This is a genomic window from Porphyromonas bobii, from assembly GCF_943169685.1.
Lineage (GTDB): Bacteria > Bacteroidota > Bacteroidia > Bacteroidales > Porphyromonadaceae > Porphyromonas > Porphyromonas pasteri.
The window spans coordinates 61,509-82,669 of the sequence record NZ_CALPBU010000005.1 but is presented as its reverse complement, the minus strand read 5'-3'; the positions used below and the strand labels follow the sequence as shown (position 1 = coordinate 82,669).

Sequence of the window (21,161 nt, the reverse complement as noted above, 5' to 3'; positions counted from 1 at the left end):
GATACGGATACTCTTAAAGTATACACACCATTATGTCAGATATGCCTAACAGCGTAGCCCCAGCAGAGAGTGGGGAAGAGAAGAAGAGCCTGAACTTCGTCGAGCAGATCGTCGAGGGCGATCTTCGTGCCGGGAAGAATGATGGACGCATCCAGACGCGCTTCCCACCAGAGCCCAACGGCTATCTCCACATCGGGCACGCCAAGGCCATCTGCATGGACTTCGGTATCGCAGAGAGCTACGGCGGGGTGTGTAACCTCCGCTTCGACGATACGAACCCCACGAAGGAAGACGTCGAGTACGTCGATGCGATCCGTGAGGATATCGAGTGGCTCGGCTTCCACTGGGGCAATATCTACTATGCTTCGGACTACTTTGAGCGTCTGTACCAGTTCGCAGAAGAGCTGATCCGTGCAGGCCATGCCTACGTCGATGAGCAGACTGCCGAGGAGATCGCAGCGCAGAAGGGTACGCCTACCACCCCTGGTGTCGCTAGCCCCTATCGCGATCGTCCCATCGAGGAGAGCCTCGATCTCTTCCGTCGCATGAACGCTGGGGAGTTCCCCGAAGGCGCGATGATCCTGCGAGCGAAGATCGATATGGCTTCGTCGAACATGCACTTCCGCGACCCCATCATCTACCGCATCATCAAGGTGCCTCACCACCGTACGGGTACGAAGTGGGGCGTCTATCCCATGTATGACTTTGCTCATGGGCAGAGCGACTTCTTCGAAGGGGTGACGCACTCGATCTGTACGCTGGAGTTCGAGGTGCACCGTCCGCTATATGATTACTTCGTAGACCTCCTGAAGAAGGTCGAGCCCAATCACCCCGAGGGCTACCGCCCACGACAGATTGAGTTCAACCGCCTGAACCTCACCTACACGATGATGAGCAAGCGTAAGCTCCTTCAGCTCGTGCAGGAGGGCCACGTAGCAGGCTGGGATGACCCTCGTATGCCGACGATCTGTGGGTTGCGTCGTCGTGGCTATACGCCCGAGTCCATCCGCAGCTTCATCGATAAGATCGGCTACACGAAGTACGATGGTATCATCGATATGGCGCTCCTCGAGCACGCTGTCCGTGAGGATCTCAACCGCCAGGCCCTGCGTGGCTCGGCCGTCCTCGACCCCGTGCGCCTCATTATCACGAACTACCCCGAGGGACAGACGGAGGATATGAGCTTCCTCAATAACCCCGAAGATCCCAACTCCGACAGCCACATCATCCGCTTCTCGCGTGAGCTCTTCATCGAGCGTGAGGACTTCATGGAGGATGCTCCGAAGAAGTACTTCCGCATGACCCCTGGTCAGGAGGTGCGTCTCAAGAGTGCCTACATCGTGCGCTGCACGGGCTGTAAGAAGGATGAGAACGGCAATGTCATCGAGGTCTACGCTGAGTACGACCCCGAGACGCTCAGCGGTCGCCCCGAGAGCAACCGCAAGGTCAAGGGCACGATCCACTGGGTATCTGCCACGGATAGCGTCCCTGCCGAAGTGCGTCTCTACGACCGTCTCTTCCTCGATGAGAACCCCTCTGAGGCTGCTAAGGACAAGGAACTCGCTGAGCTCCTCAATCCCGAGTCACTCACCATCGTGCGCGAAGCACGTGTCGAGCCCTTCCTAGCTCAGGCTAAGTGTGGCGAGTACTATCAGTTCCAGCGCGTCGGCTACTTCTGCGTAGACCCCGATAGCCGCCCTGATCACCTCGTCTTCAACCGCACGGTATCGCTCAAGGATACGTGGAAGAAGGTCAATAAGTAGTCCCCTCCCACAGATATGATCGAGTCCTTAGGCTTCATCCAAGATATCCTCCATCACCTGAACTACTTCTGGGTGACGGTGCTTATGGCGATCGAATCGTCATTCATCCCCTTCCCTTCTGAGGTCGTCGTACCCCCTGCAGCCTACAAGGCGGCTACGGGCGAGATGAATATCTTCCTCGTCGTGCTCTTCGCCACGCTCGGCTCGGATATAGGTGCGCTGATCAACTACTATCTGGCGCGCTATCTCGGCCGCCCGATTGTATATAAGTTCGCCAACTCTCGTATCGGTCGCCTCTGCCTGCTGAGTCAGGAGAAGATCGAGAAGGCCGAAGCTTACTTCGTGAAGAACGGTATCAGCTCCACGCTCATCGGGCGTCTTGTCCCAGGGATCCGTCAGCTTATCTCTATCCCTGCGGGGCTGGCAGGTATGCCTCTCAGTCGCTTCCTCCTCTACACCACCATCGGTGCCGGATCGTGGAACGTCGTCCTGGCACTCCTCGGCTACTTCATCGGTAAGACCGTACCGCCCGAGCTCTTCGCCGAGACCATCCAGCGCTATAGCACGACGATCGGCCTCATCATCCTCGGCGTCCTCATCGTCGGTGGTGTCGGCTACTACCTCTACAAGCGCCGTCAGAAGGCTGCCTAATTCAAGGGCGCATCACTACCACCTCTAAGGGTAGGTCCCCATCGCCACCTGTGCTATGGGGGCGCACCCTTAGAGGTTTCTTTTTTGCCGTACCTCTCTTTATCCCGTCTTCCTGTGACCACCCTCTCTCTTACGCTGAGCCCCTATCAGGCGTCTTCGGATGCTACGCTGCGCGAGGTCGTGGCGCGTGAGCTCGCCCTGCCGCTGGAGTCTATCACCTCGGTCGTGGTACGCCGTCGCAATATCGATGCTCGTCAGCGCCGTATCCTCGTCAATCTCTCCGTCGAAGTCTATCTCGATGGCGAGCAGCCAGCCGTGGATGACTTCTCCGACCTCGCCTATCCCGATGTCTCGTCGGCACCCTCGTCGGTCGTCGTCGGTGCTGGGCCTTGCGGGCTCTTCGCTGCGCTCAGGCTCATCGAGCTGGGTGTGCGCCCCATCGTCGTAGAGCGTGGGCAGGATGTGATGCAGCGCCGTCGCGACCTCGTCCAGCTGGAGAAGTCGGGCATCGTCGATCCCGAGTCGAACTATAGCTTTGGCGAAGGCGGTGCGGGTGCCTTCTCGGACGGCAAGCTCTATACGCGAAGCAAGAAGCGTGGGAGCGTGGAGAAGATCCTCCGTGTCTTCTGTCGCTTCGGTGCCGACCCGAAGATCCTCATCGATGCCCACCCACATATCGGTACGGACAAGCTCCCCATCATCATCCGCCGTATGCGCGAGCAGATCATCGCCTCGGGTGGTGAGGTGCACTTCGCGTGCCGTATGGAGGAGCTGATCCTTGAGCGTGGTGAGGTGCGTGGTGTCGTCTGCTCGGGGGATCGTACCTTCCACGGCCCTGTGCTACTGGCTACGGGGCACTCGGCACGCGACGTCTACCGCTACCTGCATCGTGCGGAGATCCTTATCGAAGCCAAGCCCATCGCTGTCGGCGTGCGTCTTGAGCACCCGCAGTCGCTCATCGATGAGATCCGCTACCACAGCCCCGAGGGGAGAGGGAAGTACCTCCCGGCTGCCGAATATGTCTACAAGGCGCAGGCCGAGGGTAGGGGAGTGTATAGCTTCTGTATGTGTCCTGGGGGCTTCGTCGTCCCTGCCTCCACGGGGCCAGAGGAGACCGTCGTCAACGGGATGTCGCCAGCTAACCGCGGCTCGCGCTGGGCGAACTCAGGCCTTGTCGTAGAGCTTCACCCCGAGGATATCCCTGCTACGGGCATTAAGGTTGAGGATCCTGCATCGCCTCTTGCCCTGATGCAGTGGTGCGAAGCCTTCGAGCATAAGAGCTATCTGGCGGCTAACCGCTCGCTCCGTGCACCTGCTCAACGTATGACGGATTTCGTCGCACGCCGCCATTCGTCCACGCTGCCCTCGTCGTCCTATACGATGGGGCTTACCTCGAGCGACCTGCACGAGTGGATGCCCGACTTCATCACGCGCCGTCTCTCGGCTGGCTTCCGTGCCTTCGACCGCACGACGCGTGGCTTCCTCACGGGCGAAGCTCAGCTCATCGGCGTGGAGTCACGTACCTCATCACCCGTGCGTATCCCCCGTGACCGCATGACCTATGCGCACCCCGTCGTCGCAGGCCTCTATCCTGCGGGCGAAGGTGCTGGCTTCGCTGGCGGTATCGTCTCGGCGGCTATCGATGGGGAGAATGCTGCGCAGCAGATCGCTCTCGCCCTCGGCCGGTAGTTCGTACCTCTACTGAGCGCCTCGGTGTGCTCTTCGTGCCCCTTCTCTCTGTCCCTTTTCGGGCAGGAAGAAGGGGCTCTTTTTTGCTCTTCACATTGAGCCTCTTGGAGAAGGGTGCTATGAACCTATATTGCTCGGCGGGTGAACCTATATGGTAGGTTGTTGCTCTGCGTATGGAGAAAAGTTGCGGACGAGTGGCAGAAAAGTTTGGGCTACGTACGTGGCTCTAATATCTACGTGCGTGGATATTTAGATTGACGTACCTGGTCTTTAAGACTACGTGCATAGACAGAGAAAAACCACCACGTGAAGGCGCTTTTTTCTTCACGAGAACGATGCTTGTCCCTCCGCTGAATAAGAGGAGTACTCGCGATAAAGCGAAGGGCTTGTGTATCACTTCGGGGAGGTATATTGCGGGGCTGGGCGTGCGATACCTTAGCGCTCTAAACCTCTCTTGTGAGTGAGGTGCTACACTCCCCGCGAAGGTGCTCCTTGAGTAGCCTTTCTCGGGGGTGAGAGCGCGGGTGGATAGAGACGATATGAGCGCGGCGGCCGCTTATCTAATTCTTAGCTATCTTTGCAGGCGTACCGAGCGTGGCAAATGGGCGAGCAGAGATACTGGCCCTATGTCACTCGGGCGTTATCTCATAGATGCGTAGACAGACAGAATTCGGACAGAAGGTAGCGTTGGGGGTCGTAGCCCTCGTCATCCTCGCTGCCTGCGGTACGCGACATAAGGCTCCCAAGCGTGAGGCCAAGGTACAGCAGAAGACCTTGGCAGGGGGGCGTGCGTCTTCGTCTACCGACACGACGAGTACGCTCACGCAGCTCAGCTCCTTCCTCCCCGACTCCTCCCTATCAGATAGCCTCAAGGGCACTGGTGGTGTGCGTCTTGATAGCCTGCAGAAGAAGGCCGACACGCTCATGACTCGCCCCGATAGCCTCGACAGTCTTAGCTCGCTTCGTCTCAATACCCTCAGCCTGACGGCCGAGGAAGCCGAGCGCCGTGAGCGTCGCCGTCGCCAGCGTGAGAGCTTCGATGATATCATCGCCTACAAGGCGCAGGACTCGATGGTCCTCATCGGGCAGAGCTTGACCTACCTCTTCGGGCCCAGTACCGTGGACTATAAGGACAAGGGGATGGATGCGAACTTCATGCGCCTCAACCTTGACAGCAACCTCGTCTACGCGCACTATATCCTCGATAGCACGGGGAAGGCTACGGCCTACCCAAAGTTCCGCGACGGTGGGGAGAGCTATGAGGCGAAGAGCCTGAACTACAACTTCAAGACAAGTAAGGGCTTCATCACGGGCGCTGTCACCCAGCAGGGCGAAGGCTATATCACGGCCGAGCGCACGAAGATGGTCAGCAATAACTGCCTCTACATGGAGAACGGGCGCTATAGCACCTGTGACAACCACGAGCATCCGCACTTCTACTTCATGCTGACCAAGGGTAAGGCTCGCCCGCAGAAGAACGTCGTCGCCGGGCCTTCGTACCTCGTCATCGCTGACGTGCCGATGCCTATCGGTCTGCCCTTCGGTTTCTTCCCATTCAATAAGAGCTATTCCTCGGGTATCATCATGCCGAAGTACGGGGAAGAGACGCAGCGTGGCTTCTACCTGCGCGAGGGGGGGTATTACTTCGCCTTCAACGACTACGTCGACCTGGCCCTCACGGGGGACTGGTATAGCCTCGGCTCATGGGGGCTCAATGCCCGATCGAACTACCGCAAGCGCTACCGCTTCGGGGGGAGCGTCAACCTCAGCTATCTCACGACCAAGACGGGGGAGCGCGATGTCGTCGGGGACTTCTCCGAGAGCCGTGACTTCCGCATCAACTGGACGCATACGCAGGACTCCAAGGCCAACCCCAACGAGACCTTCTCGGCGAGCGTGAACTACTCGACGAGCTCCTTCAACCACAACTCGCTCGCCACGCTCTACAACCCCAGCATCGCGGCACAGAATACCAAGAACTCCTCGGTCAACTATAGCCGCAACTTCCCTGGTACACCCTTCCGCATCTCCGCCTCTATCGAAGCGACGCAGACCTCTGTCGACTCGATGGTCACGATGAGCCTGCCGAATATCGCTATCAGCATGAATCGTATCTACCCCTTCAAGCGCAAGAAGCGTGTCGGGGCAGAGCGCTGGTACGAGAAGATCAGCATCAGCTACTCGGGGCAGTTCCGCAATAGCATCTCCACGAAGGAGAACCGCCTCTTCCAGTCCAACCTCATCAAGGACTGGAACAATGGCTTCTCCCACAACATACCCATCTCGGCGTCGTACAAGCTCTTCAGCTACATCGACCTCACGCTGAGTGCGAACTACAACGAGCGCTGGTACACCTACAAGTCGGTCAAGGAGTACAATGCGACGACCGACCGCACGGAGTTTCGCCGTATCTATGGCTTCAACCGCGTGTACGACTTCTCCACGTCGGCGAGCCTAAATACCACGCTCTACGGCTTCTTCCAGCCGTGGAAGATCTTCGGCGATAAGGTGCAGATGATCCGTCACCGCATCACGCCACGTGTCGGTATCAGCTACACGCCAGACTTCGGCGATAAGATGTGGGGCTACTACGACCGCCTGCAGTACATCGACAATGCCGGTGTCGCCCACTCGGAGGAATATGCTCGCTTCGGCGATGGTCATATCTTCGGTATGCCTGGGCGTGGGAAGACCGCCGCGATCAACTTCGGCATCGACAACAACCTCGAGATGAAGGTGCGCGCGAAGACCGACAGCACCGAGACCACGAAGAAGATCAGCCTCATCGACAACCTCTCGCTGAGCTCGAGCTACAACCTCGCTGCCGACTCCTTCCAGCTCGCCGATATCAACGCCAGCATCACGCTGCGCTTCTCGCCCTCACTCCAGCTCTCTCTCAGTGGTGCCTTCGACCCCTATATGTACGGGCATACCACGGACGCTGCGACGGGGCGTGTCAGCGAGTACCGCGTGAATAAGCTCCGTATCTTCAACGGCAAGGGCTTCGGTAGCCTCCGTGGTACGGGTACCTCCTTCAGCTACACGCTGAGCAACGATACCTTCCGCAAGCTGCGTGAGTTCTTCTCGGGGAAGAAGGATAAGAAGCCCAAGGATAAGGACAAGCCCGAGGGTGAAGACCCCAACCTCGCTGGTGCTCCTGCCGACGGGCGTGACACGTCGCTGGCAGATATGGCTGCCAAGGGGCAGAAGAATAAGAGCCTCTTCGACACTAACGACAGCGAAGGCGAGTACGACGAAGATGGCTACCTCAAGGTCAGCATCCCCTGGAGCCTCTCGCTCAGCTATGGGGTGAACCTCCAGCGCACGACCTTTGACCCTCGCCGCGATGAGTACAACTACGGGCTGATGCACAGCTTGATGTTCTCGGGTAGCATCCAGCCTACGAAGAATTGGTCCTTCAACGTCAACGCCAGCTACGACTTCATCGCCAAGCGCATCGCGAATATGACCATCGGGATTAGCCGCGACCTCCACTGCTGGAGCCTCACTGCCAACGCGATCCCCTTCGGCCCCTACCGCAGCTACAGCATCTCTATCGGCGTGAAGAGCTCGCTCCTGCACGACGTCAAGTGGGACAAGCACGGCTACTCTTCAGCTAATAGCTGGTAGCCCGTCCCCTCTCTTATAGCATATCGCCCCCGCCTCTCTCGAACGAAGAGGCGGGGGCGATGGCTTTTCGCTGGGTGGGTGAGATCTGGATAGGAGACGGGTCTATGCGGGTGCTTCCCAAGGAAAGAAGCGGGTAATTCCGTATCTTTGCTAGCGTATAATACTGATATAGACAGCGTATGAATATAGAGCACGACGACGAAGAGGAGAAGATCCCCGAGGTGACGCCCGATATCATTGAGGACGAAGAGCCCCCCGCCTACCAGCCGGCAGAGGGCTTGCCTTACCGCCCGGAGCTGAGCAACCTGTCGAAGATGTACCAGACATGGTTCCTCGACTACGCCTCCTACGTCATCCTCGAGCGTGCTGTACCCCATATCGATGACGGGCTCAAGCCCGTGCAGCGCCGTATCCTCTACAACCTCAAGCGGATGGATAGTGGCAAGCTCATCAAGGTAGCTAACATCGTCGGGGAGACGATGAAGTACCACCCCCACGGTGACGCCTCGATCAATGATGCCCTCGTCCAGCTCGGACAGAAGGGCTTCCTCATCGATACGCAGGGGAACTGGGGGAATATCCTCACCGGTGACCCCGCTGCTGCAGGCCGATACATCGAGGCGAAGCTCTCGGCTTTCGCCCACGAAGCTGTCTACAGCGACCGCGTCACCCCGTGGAAGAAGACCTACGACGGCACGACCGACGAGCCCGTAGCACTACCCGTGAAGTTCCCACTGCTCTTGGCGCAGGGTGCTGAGGGTATCGCTGTCGGCCTGTCCTCCAAGATCCTTTCGCACAACTTCGTCGAGCTGGCAGAGGCCGCTTGTGCCTACCTGCGCGGTGAGGAGTTCACGCTCTATCCCGACTTCCCCACGGGGGGGCTCATCGATGTCTCCCGCTACAATGACGGCGAGCGTGGTGGTAGCCTCAAGTCCCGTGCGAAGATCGATAAGATCGACTCCAAGACGCTGAGTATCTCCGAGCTCCCTGCGGGGAAGACCACGACGACGCTCATCGAGTCCATCCTCAAGGCCGTAGAGAAGGGGAAGATCCGCATCCGCCGTGTCGACGATATGACGGCTGCCACGACGGATATTCGCCTGACGCTCGCCACTGGTGTGTCGTCAGACAAGGCTATCGATGCCCTCTATGCCTTCACGGACTGCGAGGTCAGCATCTCACCCAACTGCTGCGTCATCTACGAGGAGAAGCCTCTCTTCACGACCGTCAGCGAGCTCCTGCGCTACAGCGTAGAGCGCACGAAGTACCTCTTCGGCGAAGAGCTGAAGATCCTCCTCTCGGAGAAGGAAGAGCAGTACCTCGGTGCTTCGCTCGAGCGCATCTTCATCGAGGAGCGCATCTATAAGGATAAGGCCTTCGAAGAAGCTGCGGACGAAGCCGCTGCTCTCGAGCATATCGCTAAGCGCATCGAGCCCTTCGCCGATCGCTTCCTCCGCCCAGTGACGACGGATGACCTGCGCCGCCTGCTGGAGCTGCGTATGGCACGTATCCTGCGCTTCAACCTCCCCAAGCACGAGGCTGCACTCCTGCAGATCGAGCAGGATATGGCTCAGCTCCGTCACGACATCGCGCACCTCACCGACTATACCATCCGCTGGTACCAGCATCTCATCCAGCGCTACGGGGCAGCCTTCCCACGCCGCACGAAGATCACGAACTTCGGCACCATCGAGGTCACGAAGGTAGCCGAGCTCGATGCCAAGCTCTACATCAACCGTGAGGAGGGCTTCTTCGGTACGGCACTGAAGGATGCGGAGTTCGTGTGCAACTGCTCGAGCCTCGACGAGGTCATCATCTTCTTCCGCTCCGGTAAGTACTTCGTCGGTAAGGTCGAGGATAAGAAGTTCTACGGCAACGAGGAGGTCATCTATATCAACCGCTATCAGCGCAATGATGAGCGCACGATCTACAACGTCATCTACCGCGATGGCAAGGTCGGCTCGGTCTACGCTAAGCGCTTCAACGTGCTCTCGGTCATCCGTGACCGCGTCTACGACCTGACGCGTGGCAAGGAAGGCTCACGCGTGCTCTACTTCTCTGCCAACGGCAATGGTGAGGCGGAGAAGGTCGCCGTCAAGCTCAAGATCCGCAATGCCCGCCAGCGCCTCTTCCAGTTCGAGAAGGACTTCTCCGATATCCCCATCAAGTCGCGTAGCTCTGTCGGGCTCTTAGTGACGAAGGCAGAGGTGCACTCGGTATCACTCCTGAGTAAGGGCTTCTCGACGCTCGGTGGGCGTGACGTATGGTTCGACCGTGATATCCTGCGCCTGAACTACAACGAGCAGGGCCAGTACCTCGGCTCCTTCCACGCCCGTGACCGCATCCTCGTCGTCCTCAAGTCGGGCGAATGCTATACCACCGACTTCAGCGACTCTATCCATATCGAGGAGAACCTCTTGCGCATCGAGAAGAATGAGCCCCGCAAGATCTGGACGGCCGTCTACTACGATGCCGATCAGAAGTACCATTACATCAAGCGCTTCAGCATCGAGGAAGATCAGAAGCGTGAGAATATCCTCGGGGAGAACCCCAAGAACGAGCTGCTGCTCCTGACCGACACGTACTACCCACGCCTCCTCATCGGGCGTCAGGAGAAGGGTGGTGAGCTGCGTACGACCGAGATCGATGTCGAGGAATTTGCCCTGGTCAAGAGTATCCGCGCCCGTGGTAAGCGCATCGCTCCCTACCTCATCGACCAAGTCGAGGAGCTTCCTCCGCTGAAGGAATCCCCCGTCTTCGAGTCGGAGCACGACGAGTCCATGGCGGAGACTGAGGAAGAAGAAGCCGACCTCTTCGCTGGACAGACCGAGGATAGCTCGAACGAATAAGCCCCCTTCCCATCATGAATAAGCCCCTTGCTCTGCCCCTCATGGCCCTCGCACTGGCGCTCCTCTCGGCTCCGCTGAGAGCCCAGAGTGCAGCGGATAGCCTCGGGGCAGGCTCAGAGGCGCGTAGCCTCTTCACGATACCAGAGCCACAGACCCGCCAAAGCAACATCACCTACCGCAGCCAGTACTTCGGTATCGGGGGGATGCGTCTCGGGCATACCTACCTCACACCGCTCAACTACGGCGGGGAAGTCTATAGCTACACCTCGGAGCATACCCGCTTGGGCTACCGCTCGCTGCCAGAGCAGCGCGTCGCACGAGGAAGCCTCTTCGGCTACACGCCCCGCACGACCGATCCGCGCTGGCTACGGCACACGCTCTTGAATGTCGACCTTGCCTCGACGAAGAACCCCGCTGGCAATGGCTCCATCTACAGCCTTACCGCTCGCTATGACTGGGGGCGTTTGCGCCACATCAGCGCAGGCAGCTGGGGGCGTCTCGCTATCGGTGGTAGCGTCGTCGGTCTTGCTGGAGGTATGTACAGCTCCCGCAATGGGAACAACCCCGGTACGCTGGATATGGCGCTCTCGGTAGGCCCCTCGGCACTCTACTCGCTTCGCTTTGGCCCCGCACGCCTCCCACTACTTCTCAAGGCTTACGCTCATACCGACCTCTTGGGCTTAGCTTTCTCGCAGGAGTTCGGTGAGACGCTCTATGAGCTCTATTACTTCGGCCAGCCCTCGCGCCGTATCTACCTGACGCATCCGCTGAAGGCTCCCACAGGCTTCGTCCTCACCAGCGTAGATGTCCCCGTGCTCGACTACTTCACGCTCTCGGTAGGCTACCGCTGGGACTACCGCCGCACGGAGCTGAATCACCTCTCCGCCTACCGCCATCAGCACAGCCTCCTCATCGGGGTGACGACGAAGATCCTTCCGCTCGAGGGGCGTCGTGCTGCCGATGATCACTCGACCCTTGTGCCCTTCTGATATGAAGCACCTCACTAAGCTCCTCGCCGCGCTTGGCCTCCTCCTCTCGCTCACGTGCTGTAGTACCGAGCGCGAGTACACAGCGGATCCGTATGCCAACTATAACCGCCTCTGGGAGATCCTCGATCGTGGCTATTGCTACTTCGACCTCAAGCTCCCTCAAGGCACGACCTGGCGCGACCTCTACCACAAGCACCGCCGCGATCTGCGCCCCACGATGACGACCGACTCACTCTTCCTCGTGATGAGTCAGCTCCTCGCTGAGCTACGGGATGGGCATGTCAATCTGATCTCCACCTTCGACTACGGGCGCTACTGGCAGTGGCGGAGCGAAGGCCCTCGCTCTTACGACGAGACGCTCATCGAGAGCTACCTCGGCAATGACTACCACATCGCTGGTGGGCTGGCCTACAAGTCGCTGGATTATCCGAAGGGCGTGCGTCGTGCTGAGCCCATCGGCTACGTACGTGTGGCATCGTTCGCCTCGGCGATCTCCAGTAGCAATGTGAATGCCGTGCTCAACCGCCTCAAGGCGTGCAACGGCCTCATCCTCGACCTGCGCAATAATGGGGGTGGTCAAGTCACGACCTCCGATATGCTGGCGCAGCACTTCATCCGTGAGCGCAAGCTCGTCGGCTATATCTCGCACAAGACGGGTCCTGCGCACGATGCCTTCTCGCGTCGCACTCCCTTCTACCTCGATACCCTGCAGGCGGGTACGATCTGGCTCAAGCCCGTCGTCGTCCTCGTGAACCAAGGGGTGTACAGCGCCGCCAATGACTTCACGCTCCGTATGAAGGGCCTCCCGCAGGTCAAGATCGTCGGGGTGAAGACGGGCGGTGGCGGTGGCCTGCCGATGTCCTCCGAGCTGCCTAATGGCTGGGCGGTGCGCTTCTCTTCTTCCCGCACGTACGATGCCGACGGTGCTGATATCGAGCAGGGCATCACACCTGATGTCATCCTCAAGGATGAGATCGCCCGCGGGGCAGAGGTCGATCCCTATATCGAGGCCTCGGCAAGTCTCCTCACACGCTGGATCCTACAGATCAAGTCGAAGCAGAAGAAGCAGTAGCTCCTTCGTAGTCCATACAAAAGCGATCCCCCGCAGTGACATCCGTGTCGCTGCGGGGGATCGCTATTTAGTAGAAGTTATCTCCTCGGGGGCTTAGAAGCGGAAGCCGAGAGAGACAGAGGCACGAAGCCAAGCCCAGGGGGTGGAGACGTTGTCGATAGAGACCTTCTTAGAGGCCTTATCTACGTTGACATCCTCACCGACGAGCTTGATGGTGGGCAGGTCGCTGACGTTCTCGCTGATCTGCTTCTGCAGGTCTTCGATTTCCTTGTCGGTGAGGTTCGTAGCAGAGTAGTCGCCCGCGAGGGTCAGCTTACCCTTACCAGCGTGCACGCCGAGGATGTTCCAGTCGAGGACGATGTTCTTATTGCGACCGAAGAGCCACTGAGCACCGAGACCGAAGCCGAAGCTATTCGTCTTGAAGTCCCCCGTGAGGTCGAGATTAACGGGCTTTTCGGCCGAAGAAGCGCCTTCGCGCACGTCCATATTGAGCGTGTAGCCAGAGAGCTTATAGTTCTGATAGCGGTAGTAAGCCATCAGGTAGAAGCCGTGACCGTAGCCGCCGCCCGTGTACCAGCGCAGCTCAGGCGTGACGTAGAAGGACTGGAGCTTTACGCTGCTCATAGAGACATCGTGGCCGATGTGATTCTCGAACGATGAGGAGAAGGGCAGGGCACCCTTAGGCATCGTAGCGATGCCGAGCTGCAGGCTAAGGCCCTTCGTGAGGATGCGCTCAGCAGCGAAGCTGTAGTTCTTGAAGATGGGGCTGGTGATGTTAGCCTTGACGATGCTCTTCCCGTCGAGCAGAGCGCCACGGTCGGGAGTGAACTTAGGAGTTTGAGCCGCGAGGGTACTACCCAGGGCGAGGCTCAGCAAGAGAGTAGAGAATTTCTTCATACGCATGTATATGTTTTAGGTGTTTAACGTTGCAAAGATAATTTAATATTCTTGTGGTTGGATTATTGCTCCGTGTATGAATAAAAGTTGTGGACGAGTAGCAGATAAGTTTGGGCTACGTACGTGGCTCTAATATCTACGTACGTGGATATTTGGATTTGCGTGCCTGGTCTTTAAGACTACGTACATAGACGGAGGAAAACCACTATGGTAAGGTGCTTTTTCCTTCACGAGAATAGCACTTTTTCCTCCGCTGGATAAGCGGAATACTTGTGATAAGGTGAAGGGCTTGCGTGTCTCTTCGGAGAGGCATATCAGGGAGCTGGGCGTGCGATGCCTTAGCACAATAAATAGCGTGCAGGACTCGCTGCAACAGGCTCATTTAGGCGTACATCACGATCCCATAGGGGGCTGCGGCGCCTCTCCCCTCAGAGTGCCTCCCAGCGATGGACTGCTGATGCCGTCCCTTTCAGGGCAAATGCGTATTTTTGTATTAGGGAGATTGCTCGCCTTGCGAAGCCTCCCATTTCCCGCAAACGATACATAGAACTTTATTAGATACGCTGCTTATGGCACTGACATTGGGGGATCTTGTCCCCGACCTCTTGGGCTTGGACGAAGCAGGGCAGGAGGTACGCCTCTCGGACTACCCTGGGCGTAAGATCGTCCTCTACTTCTACCCCAAGGATAATACCTCGGGCTGCACGGCGCAGGCATGTAGCCTGCGTGACGGCTACAGCGAGCTCCGCGCCGCTGGCTACGAGATCATCGGGGTGAGCCGTGACTCGGCGAAGAGCCACGTGGGCTTCCGCACGAAGCACGAGCTGCCCTTCCGCCTCATCGCCGACACCGATGTGCGCCTCAATGAGCTCTTCGGTACTTGGATCGAGAAGAGCATGTACGGTCGCAAGTACATGGGTACCGAGCGCACGACCTTCGTCATCGGCACCGATGGCCGTATCGAGCGCATCATCCGTGGCAAGGCCGTCAATACGAAGGACCACGCCCAGCAGATCCTCCACGAAGATTAATCACGGGCTCTCCCGAGCCATATATAAATAGACAACCTCCACATGAGTGAAGAAGTAAAGCTCTCCAAGAGCGCTAAGGATAAAGAGAAGCAGGCCCAGGATGAGGCCAAGCTGAAGACCCTCGAGACCGTCCTCGGTAAGATCGAGAAGACCTACGGCAAGGGTGCGGTTATGAATATGGCTGCTCGCCCCACGACCGATGTCAACGTCATCCCCACCGGCTCTATCAACCTCGACCACGCTCTCGGCGTAGGCGGCTATCCCCGCGGTCGTATCATCGAGATCTACGGCCCCGAGTCTTCGGGTAAGACGACGCTGGCTATCCACGCTATCGCAGAGGTGCAGAAGCAGGGCGGTAAGGCGATCATCATCGACGCCGAGCATGCCTTCGATCCCTCCTATGCCGAAGCGCTGGGTGTCGATATGGACAGCCTCTATATCTCTCAGCCCGACAACGGGGAGCAGGCGCTCGATATCGCCGAGCAGGTCATCCGCTCTGGTGCCGTCGACCTGGTCATCATCGACTCCGTCGCAGCCCTGGTGCCTAAGCAGGAGATCGAGGGCGATATGGGTGAGACGAAGGTAGGTCTGCAGGCCCGCCTCATGTCGCAGGCCCTGCGTAAGATCACGGGGGCTATCAGCAAGTCCAATACCGCCTGTATCTTCATCAACCAGCTCCGTGAGAAGATCGGTGGGAACTCCTACGGCCCCTCCGAAACGACTACGGGTGGTAACGCCCTGAAGTTCTACGCCTCCGTGCGTCTGGATATCCGTCGTATCGGCCAGCTCAAGGATGGCGACGAGGTCATCGGGAACAATACCCGCGTGAAGGTCGTCAAGAACAAGGTAGCACCTCCCTTCCGCGTCGCTAACTTCGAGATCCTCTACGGTCAGGGTATCTCCCGCCTCGGTGAGATCATCGACATCGCTGAGAGCGAAGACTTCATCAAGAAGAGTGGCTCGTGGTACAGCTACGGAGCTACGAAGCTCGGTCAGGGTAAGGAGAACGCTAAGCAGACGCTCGCCGACAACCCCGAGCTCCTCGATGAGCTGACGGAGAAGGTCAAGGAAGCCCTGCGCAACGAAGGCAAGCCCAAGGATAAGCGCAAGAAGAAGGCCGCTAAGGACGAAGACGAGGACGAGGATTAATTTCCCGTCCCCGGCCTCTCGCTTCTATTGTAATCTATGGGAAAGCTAATCATCATCTCCGCCCCCTCGGGTACGGGGAAGAGTACGCTCATCAATCGTCTACTCGCTGAGCACCCCGAGCTGCGTCTCGGCTTCTCCGTCTCGGCTACGAGCCGCCCACCCCGTGGGCAGGAGCAGCATGGTGTGGAGTATTACTTCTTCTCTCCCGAGGAGTTTAAGGCTGGCATCGAGCGTGGCGACTTCCTCGAGCATGAAGAGGTCTACCCCGGACGCTACTACGGTACGCTCCGCTCCGAGGTCGACCGCCGTATCGCTGCGGGTGACCGCGTGATCTTTGACGTCGACTGCGTCGGCGGGCTGAATATCAAGAAGGGATATGGGCACGAAGCCCTGAGCATCTTCATCGAGCCACCCTCGATCGAGGAGCTCCGTCGTCGCCTCGTCGGGCGCTCTACGGATAGCCCCGAGATCATCGAGGAGCGTGTGGCGAAGGCCGCTCACGAGCTGACGTATGCACCACTCTTCGACCGTGTGCTGACCAACGATAATCTGGAGCGCTGCTACGGGGAGTTCTACTCGATCGTGAGTACCTTCCTCAGCGAAGACTAAGGCTCAGAGCTCCAGCGTACAGATCGCTCCATAGGGACTTTGGTGGCTGAAGGCCTCCTCGAGGGGATACCAGCCAGCCCAGAGCCCAGCAGACAGGAGGACTCCTCCGTGTGTGAAGACTAAGACTTCACATACGGAGGAGTCCTCGTTTTGTGCGAGTTCATCTCGTAGCTCTTCGATGAAGTCTGCTACGCGTGCTGCCTGCTCTGTGAAGGACTCGCCCCCCGTGGGGGCTACGTGGAGGTAGTCGTCGTACCAGAGCTGGAGGCGTGGGTCGGAGATCTCGTCGAAGCGCTGCAGCTCCCACTCCCCGAAGTTCAGCTCTAAGAGCCGTGCGTCGAGGATGGGGGCTTCGTAGCCCAGCGCCTCACAGAGGCGCCGACAGCGGGAGAGGGGACTGCTATAGATGCGGGTAGGTGTGCGCCCTTCGAGCCGCTCAGTGAGCCGTGCTCTGACGTCCTCCGCCTCCTCGGCGAAGGACGCTGCCAGCGGGATATCACTCTGCCCGTAGCAGACACCGCGTGCGATGTCGGGGCGGGTGTGGCGGATGAAGTGCAGGCGCATGGTAGTAGGTGGGATCGTGACTTAGATGCCTAAGCCGAGGCGGTAGAGGATGGCGAAGCCCGTGAGCGTCGCCAGCTCTGAGAGGAGGCAGAGCGCTCCGCAGGTATCGCCCGTGTAGCCGTCGATACGCTTACGCAGGTAGGCGATGAACCCACCGCCGACGAGGATGGGGAGGAAGATGGAGAGCGGTACGAAGTGCGTCAGTTCGCTCCCTCCGATGGGTGTGGCCTCGATAGGACGCAGTGCCCACCACTGCGCCGTGAGGAAGATCGCCAGCGCTGCGTAGATCGCCAAGGGGCGTGCCTTGCGGTAGGTGACCCCGATCTTACTATCCTCTTCGCGACGAGCATAGGGGAGGAACTGTACCTGCAGGAGCGAGGTGACCTTCCCCGTGATGTCCGAGGCGAAGAGCACTGCAGGGAGCCAGCCGGCAGGGAGTGACGTGCCCAGCGCCCAGTAGGTGAGGTAGTAGAGGAGGAGCCCGAGGACGGCATAGCTCCCCACGTGGCTATCCTTCATGATCGCGAGGATCTGACTGCGCTCCCTTCCGCCGCCGAAGCCGTCGAAGAAGTCTCCGAGACCGTCTTCGTGGAAGGCGCCCGTGAGGAGTAGGCGCGTGCCGAGGGCTAAGGCCAGCGCTGCTCCCACCGAGGGTAGTACGAGTGAGTAGAGGTAGAAGCTCCCCGAGAGGGTCGTCGCCGTCACGAGACCTGCCACGGGCCACCAGCTGAGGGCATCCTCATAGTCGGCCTTGCTAAGCTCCCGTAGGCGCCAGAAGGGTAGGCGTGTGAAGAGGCTGAGGGCGGCGATGAGCGCCCCGAGATGGCTTCGCTTCGTATCCGAACTATTCATACCAGACGCTACCCGGCTGATCGGTGAGGGTGAAGCGGATCTCGCCGCCCTGCATCACGTCATCGTAGGTGATGTAGGACTTGCGGAGCTCACGCCCGTTGATGGTGACGCGCTTGATGTAGCGCTTCTTCTCGCTCAGCTCGGGAGCAGAGAGGCGGAGTATACGGCCGTTGGGCAGGCTGATCGTACTCTCACGGAAGAGGGGCGTGACGAGTTCGTAGCGCCCGCTCAAGGGATCGATGGGGTAGAAGCCGAGCGAGGCGAAGACGTACCAGGCGGACATCTGACCGCAGTCTTCATTGCCACAGAGGCCAGCGGGCTTGTCGGTGTAGAGCTGCTTGAGTACGCGGTGTGTGAGGTCCGTGGTCTTCCAAGGCTGTCGGGCAGCATTGTAGAGGAAGATGACGTGGTGCCCAGGCTCGTTGCCGTGAGCATACTGGCCGATCATCCCCGTAGAGAAGATGGGTAGCTCGATGTGGCTGGGGGTCTCGGATGAGAAGAACTCATCAAGGCGCTCACCGAGCTTACCCTGCATGAGCTTCGTCAGCCCATCGATATCGTGCTGTACGCTGAAGAGGTAGTGGTAAGCATTACTCTCGGTGAAGGGCTTGGTGTAGGCGAAGGGATCGAAGATGCTATCCAGCTCGCCATTGCTCTTGCGGGGGCGGAAGAAGCCCGTCTTTTCGTCCCAGAGGTGGCGGTAGGAGCGGGCGCGCTCGCGGTAGATCTTCTCCACTTCGCGGTCGCCCATCCAGGCGGCATAGCGTGCGATAGCATCATCATCGTAGGCATACTCGAGGGTCTTCGAGACGCTCTCGTCCTCGCGGTCGCTCGCCACGTAGCCCTTCTTGCGGTAGTCGTCCAGTCCGCGGTAGCCCTTGCGCTCAGCCGTCGTGCGGAGGAGGCGGAGGAGCTTCGCTTTGTCCTTAGGGACGTAGATCCCACGCAGGACAGCCTCGACGATGACGGGTACGGAGTGATAGCCGATCATCATGTCGGTCTCGGAGGCGAACATATTCCACACGGGGAGGTGACCCTCGTTCTGCTCACCGAAGTCGATGAGTGACTGCACGAAGTCACGCTGGAGGTTGGGCTGAAGGATGGAGTAGAGTGGGTGGGCTGCACGGTAGGTGTCCCACAGTGAGAAGGTGCTGTAGGTGCCACCTGCACGCTGATGGATCTCACGATCAGCACCGAGATAGCGGCCGTCGACGTCGCTATAGAGAGTGGGGCAGATCTGCGCGCGGTAGAGTGCCGTGTAGAAGGTCGTCTGCAGGCTATCGGGAGTATCCGCTGAGAGACGGATCTGTGCAAGACGCTTGTCCCAGCGCTGGGTAGCAGCCTGGCGGTAGCGGTTGAAGTCGGTATGAGGGGCTTCGGCCTGCAGGTTCTTCAGCGCGCCCGCTTCGCTTACGCCAGAGAGCGCGGTGCAGAGCGTGATGCTTTCGCCAGCGCGTACCTTATTGTAGTAGAGGCGGAGGATGACGCCATGGCCGACGGCCTTACCTACTTGCCCCTTGCTGAGGATGTATGGGGTAGCTGTGCGCTCGATGCGAGCGGCAGGGCGAGAAAGTTTCGTGGTGAAGTAGACCTTCTGATTGCGAGCCCAGCCGTCGGAGTAGCGGAAGCCCGTGATCTGTGTGGGCGAGATGGCACGTGCGTCGCTATTGACGGTGCGGTCCCAGTTCATCGCCTTGTCCAGATTGAGGATGATGCAGACCGAGTCGGCATCCTTCTGGAAGGTGTAGCGCTGTACCCCCACGCGGTCGGTGGCGGTCAGCTCGACACGGATGTCATAGGGCTCGAGTGTCACGGCATAGTAGCCGGCCTTCGCCACCTCGGTAGCGTGCGAGAAGCGTGCGTGTATGCCGATAGGTGCTTGCTCCTCTCCCGTCTTACCTGCCTGAGGCTTGCGCGTGAGACGGTCGTCCAGTGCGGGAAGGGTGACGGGGAGGAAGGAGATATCATAGAGGTCGCCTGCTCCCGTGCCACTCAGGTGCGTGTGGCTGAAGCCTGCGATCGTGCTGTCGGGGTAGAAGTAGCCAGCGATATAGTCCCAGCCCGCCCGCCCGTTGTCGGGGCTGAGCTGCACCATGCCGAAGGGGGCTGAGGCGCCAGGGTAGACATTGCCCACCCAGTCGGTACCGATGAGCGTATTCACGCGCTGCGAGAGGCGAGGATACTGAGGGCGAACGATCTGCTTGCGCTGTGCGGGTAGCGCAAGGGTCGTAAGAAGGCCGATGCCAAGGCCCAAGAGGGCACGTAATCGTCTTGTCATAGAGGAGGCTGTAGCTATATAATATCGTGTAAAGATACGCATTTACCCACGGGTAATCGGTATGTGAAGGTGGGTTTCCCCCGCCTTATCCACTACTTATACACAGCGTGCGCCCCATCTCTCCACTACGGGAGGGATGGGGCGCACGTATGGGCGGGCGGTCTTACTTCCCGATACGCTCGTAGACGCTCTCGAAGGGTACGCGGATGCGGTCGCCCAAGGGGCGCTTCTCATCACGGATACCGCAGGAGACGATGAGCGAAGGCTCGACGGAGGAGGGTAGGCCCAGCGCCTTGCGTACACGGCGGGCATCGAAGCCCTCGACGAGGCAGGTGTCGTAGCCTGCCTCACTCATAGCGAGCATGAAGGTCTGCGCTACGAGGGCACAGCTCTTATGCAGGACGGTCTTCATATCGCACTCGGTACCCTGACGCATCATGGGGCGGAAGAGTGCGATGGCGTTCATCACCAGATGACGTGCCCAGCCCCAGACCTTGCACCCACGGCTGTAGAGGAAGGGAACCACCTTGGTCATATATTCACGCTGCATAGCTTCGTACTTTGCCCACTTCTCCTCGGGCTGGTGCTTGTGGATATCCTCTACGATGCGGGGGAAGAGGTGATCCACACGCTCACGCCAGCGGGAGGGGGTGATGGCGAAGACGACGACTTCCTTTGCCGTGCTGATGGTGCTCTGCCCGAGACAAGCCGGGGTGAGCGCAGCGATGACGGCAGGGTCGGTGATATGGTAGCAGCGGTAGAGCTGCATATTCGAGCTCGTCGGGGCGAGGGTCGCCTGGCGTAGGCATTCCTCGACGCGGGCGCTATCCAGAGGCTTCTCTGGGTCGTAGTAGCGTATGGCGCGACGATGCTGGAGGGTTTCGTGAAGACTCATAGAAGGTGGCTCTATTGGGATATAGGATATACGTGGGGTCGTGCGCCCCATAGCTCAGGGGGATAAAGCGACACCGCTGATACCCTCAGAGTGGGATATCAGCGGTGCGTAAATCATTGGGATACCTCTTGACGTCCGCTAAGAGCGGTGCGAGATGGGGTATGGAGTAGCCTCGTAATCGAGGGCGGGATGATCGCCTTCGCTCGTGCGAGCACTGTCAGCGAAGGGAGGGAGACGGAGTCT

At 59.1% G+C, this 21,161-nt stretch carries 15 protein-coding genes; 10 read left to right on the top strand and 5 right to left on the bottom strand.

Features of this window, described 5'->3' with window-relative positions:
* Nucleotides 1–32: 32 nt before the first annotated feature.
* From KO088_RS05970 to KO088_RS05940, 7 genes are all read left to right on the top strand, one after another.
* The gene (locus KO088_RS05970; protein ID WP_215493985.1) at nucleotides 33–1,763 is read left to right on the top strand and encodes a glutamine--tRNA ligase/YqeY domain fusion protein; all 1,731 of its coding nucleotides are present in this window, start codon (nucleotides 33–35) and stop codon (nucleotides 1,761–1,763) included.
* An 18-nt stretch (nucleotides 1,764–1,781) separates the two neighbouring features.
* A complete protein-coding gene (locus tag KO088_RS05965; protein ID WP_215494066.1) occupies nucleotides 1,782–2,414 on the top strand; it encodes a DedA family protein in 633 nt (210 codons plus the stop codon).
* Nucleotides 2,415–2,528: 114 nt separating this feature from the next.
* On the top strand, nucleotides 2,529–4,103 hold the full coding sequence (locus KO088_RS05960; protein ID WP_215493984.1) for an NAD(P)/FAD-dependent oxidoreductase: 1,575 nt from the start codon (nucleotides 2,529–2,531) through the stop codon (nucleotides 4,101–4,103).
* 651 nt (nucleotides 4,104–4,754) lie between these two features.
* Entirely contained in the window at nucleotides 4,755–7,733 is a 2,979-nt protein-coding gene (locus tag KO088_RS05955) for a putative LPS assembly protein LptD (RefSeq protein WP_215493983.1), read from the top strand.
* A 179-nt stretch (nucleotides 7,734–7,912) separates the two neighbouring features.
* Nucleotides 7,913–10,582, top strand: coding sequence for a DNA gyrase/topoisomerase IV subunit A (locus KO088_RS05950; protein ID WP_215493982.1), 2,670 nt, complete (start codon nucleotides 7,913–7,915; stop codon nucleotides 10,580–10,582).
* 14 nt (nucleotides 10,583–10,596) lie between these two features.
* Nucleotides 10,597–11,571 carry a DUF3316 domain-containing protein gene (locus KO088_RS05945; protein ID WP_215493981.1) on the top strand — a complete coding sequence of 325 codons (975 nt, stop codon included), beginning with the start codon at nucleotides 10,597–10,599 and terminating at the stop codon, nucleotides 11,569–11,571.
* Between the two features lies 1 nt (nucleotide 11,572).
* A complete protein-coding gene (locus tag KO088_RS05940; protein ID WP_215493980.1) occupies nucleotides 11,573–12,643 on the top strand; it encodes a S41 family peptidase in 1,071 nt (356 codons plus the stop codon).
* A gap of 93 nt (nucleotides 12,644–12,736) precedes the next feature.
* Here KO088_RS05940 and KO088_RS05935 read toward each other — a convergent pair whose 3' ends face one another.
* A complete protein-coding gene (locus tag KO088_RS05935) occupies nucleotides 12,737–13,540 on the bottom strand; it encodes a DUF3575 domain-containing protein (RefSeq protein ID WP_215493979.1) in 804 nt (267 codons plus the stop codon).
* Nucleotides 13,541–14,109: 569 nt separating this feature from the next.
* On the opposite strand from KO088_RS05935, the gene KO088_RS05930 reads away from it, so the two are divergent.
* Genes KO088_RS05930 through gmk form a run of 3 tightly spaced genes read left to right on the top strand, consistent with a single transcriptional unit; the run spans nucleotide 14,110 to nucleotide 16,329 of the window.
* Nucleotides 14,110–14,571 (top strand): peroxiredoxin, encoded by a 462-nt coding sequence (locus KO088_RS05930; RefSeq protein WP_044115670.1) that lies wholly within the window; start codon nucleotides 14,110–14,112, stop codon nucleotides 14,569–14,571.
* A gap of 42 nt (nucleotides 14,572–14,613) precedes the next feature.
* Entirely contained in the window at nucleotides 14,614–15,720 is a 1,107-nt protein-coding gene (gene recA, locus KO088_RS05925; RefSeq protein ID WP_009432708.1) for a recombinase RecA, read from the top strand.
* A gap of 36 nt (nucleotides 15,721–15,756) precedes the next feature.
* Complete coding sequence (gene gmk, locus KO088_RS05920) at nucleotides 15,757–16,329, top strand: guanylate kinase (protein WP_215493978.1); 573 nt, start codon at nucleotides 15,757–15,759, stop codon at nucleotides 16,327–16,329.
* Nucleotides 16,330–16,332: 3 nt separating this feature from the next.
* Here the strand turns inward: gmk and cobC are convergent, their stop codons facing one another.
* From cobC to KO088_RS05900, 4 genes are all read right to left on the bottom strand, one after another.
* Nucleotides 16,333–16,893: an alpha-ribazole phosphatase family protein gene (gene cobC, locus KO088_RS05915; protein ID WP_215493977.1), complete on the bottom strand. Its 561-nt coding sequence runs from the start codon at nucleotides 16,891–16,893 to the stop codon at nucleotides 16,333–16,335.
* Between the two features lie 21 nt (nucleotides 16,894–16,914).
* Nucleotides 16,915–17,745, bottom strand: coding sequence for an adenosylcobinamide-GDP ribazoletransferase (locus KO088_RS05910; RefSeq protein ID WP_215493976.1), 831 nt, complete (start codon nucleotides 17,743–17,745; stop codon nucleotides 16,915–16,917).
* Nucleotides 17,738–20,023 carry a GH92 family glycosyl hydrolase gene (locus KO088_RS05905; protein WP_215493975.1) on the bottom strand — a complete coding sequence of 762 codons (2,286 nt, stop codon included), beginning with the start codon at nucleotides 20,021–20,023 and terminating at the stop codon, nucleotides 17,738–17,740. Before KO088_RS05905 ends, KO088_RS05910 begins: the two co-directional genes overlap by 8 nt.
* A gap of 163 nt (nucleotides 20,024–20,186) precedes the next feature.
* Complete coding sequence (locus KO088_RS05900) at nucleotides 20,187–20,918, bottom strand: nitroreductase family protein (RefSeq protein ID WP_215493974.1); 732 nt, start codon at nucleotides 20,916–20,918, stop codon at nucleotides 20,187–20,189.
* Between the last annotated feature and the right edge of the window lie 243 nt (nucleotides 20,919–21,161).

What these genes read in the sequence shown, in the direction of transcription:
- KO088_RS05970 (WP_215493985.1), top strand. Translation starts at nt 33, where the DNA reads ATGTCAGATATGCCTAACAGCGTAGCCCCAGCAGAGAGTGGGGAAGAG.
- KO088_RS05955 (WP_215493983.1), top strand. Translation starts at nt 4,755, where the DNA reads ATGCGTAGACAGACAGAATTCGGACAGAAGGTAGCGTTGGGGGTCGTA.
- KO088_RS05950 (WP_215493982.1), top strand. Translation starts at nt 7,913, where the DNA reads ATGAATATAGAGCACGACGACGAAGAGGAGAAGATCCCCGAGGTGACG.
- KO088_RS05945 (WP_215493981.1), top strand. Translation starts at nt 10,597, where the DNA reads ATGAATAAGCCCCTTGCTCTGCCCCTCATGGCCCTCGCACTGGCGCTC.
- KO088_RS05940 (WP_215493980.1), top strand. Translation starts at nt 11,573, where the DNA reads ATGAAGCACCTCACTAAGCTCCTCGCCGCGCTTGGCCTCCTCCTCTCG.
- KO088_RS05935 (WP_215493979.1), bottom strand. Translation starts at nt 13,540, where the DNA reads ATGAAGAAATTCTCTACTCTCTTGCTGAGCCTCGCCCTGGGTAGTACC.
- KO088_RS05930 (WP_044115670.1), top strand. Translation starts at nt 14,110, where the DNA reads ATGGCACTGACATTGGGGGATCTTGTCCCCGACCTCTTGGGCTTGGAC.
- recA (WP_009432708.1), top strand. Translation starts at nt 14,614, where the DNA reads ATGAGTGAAGAAGTAAAGCTCTCCAAGAGCGCTAAGGATAAAGAGAAG.
- gmk (WP_215493978.1), top strand. Translation starts at nt 15,757, where the DNA reads ATGGGAAAGCTAATCATCATCTCCGCCCCCTCGGGTACGGGGAAGAGT.
- cobC (WP_215493977.1), bottom strand. Translation starts at nt 16,893, where the DNA reads ATGCGCCTGCACTTCATCCGCCACACCCGCCCCGACATCGCACGCGGT.
- KO088_RS05910 (WP_215493976.1), bottom strand. Translation starts at nt 17,745, where the DNA reads ATGAATAGTTCGGATACGAAGCGAAGCCATCTCGGGGCGCTCATCGCC.
- KO088_RS05905 (WP_215493975.1), bottom strand. Translation starts at nt 20,023, where the DNA reads ATGACAAGACGATTACGTGCCCTCTTGGGCCTTGGCATCGGCCTTCTT.
- KO088_RS05900 (WP_215493974.1), bottom strand. Translation starts at nt 20,918, where the DNA reads ATGAGTCTTCACGAAACCCTCCAGCATCGTCGCGCCATACGCTACTAC.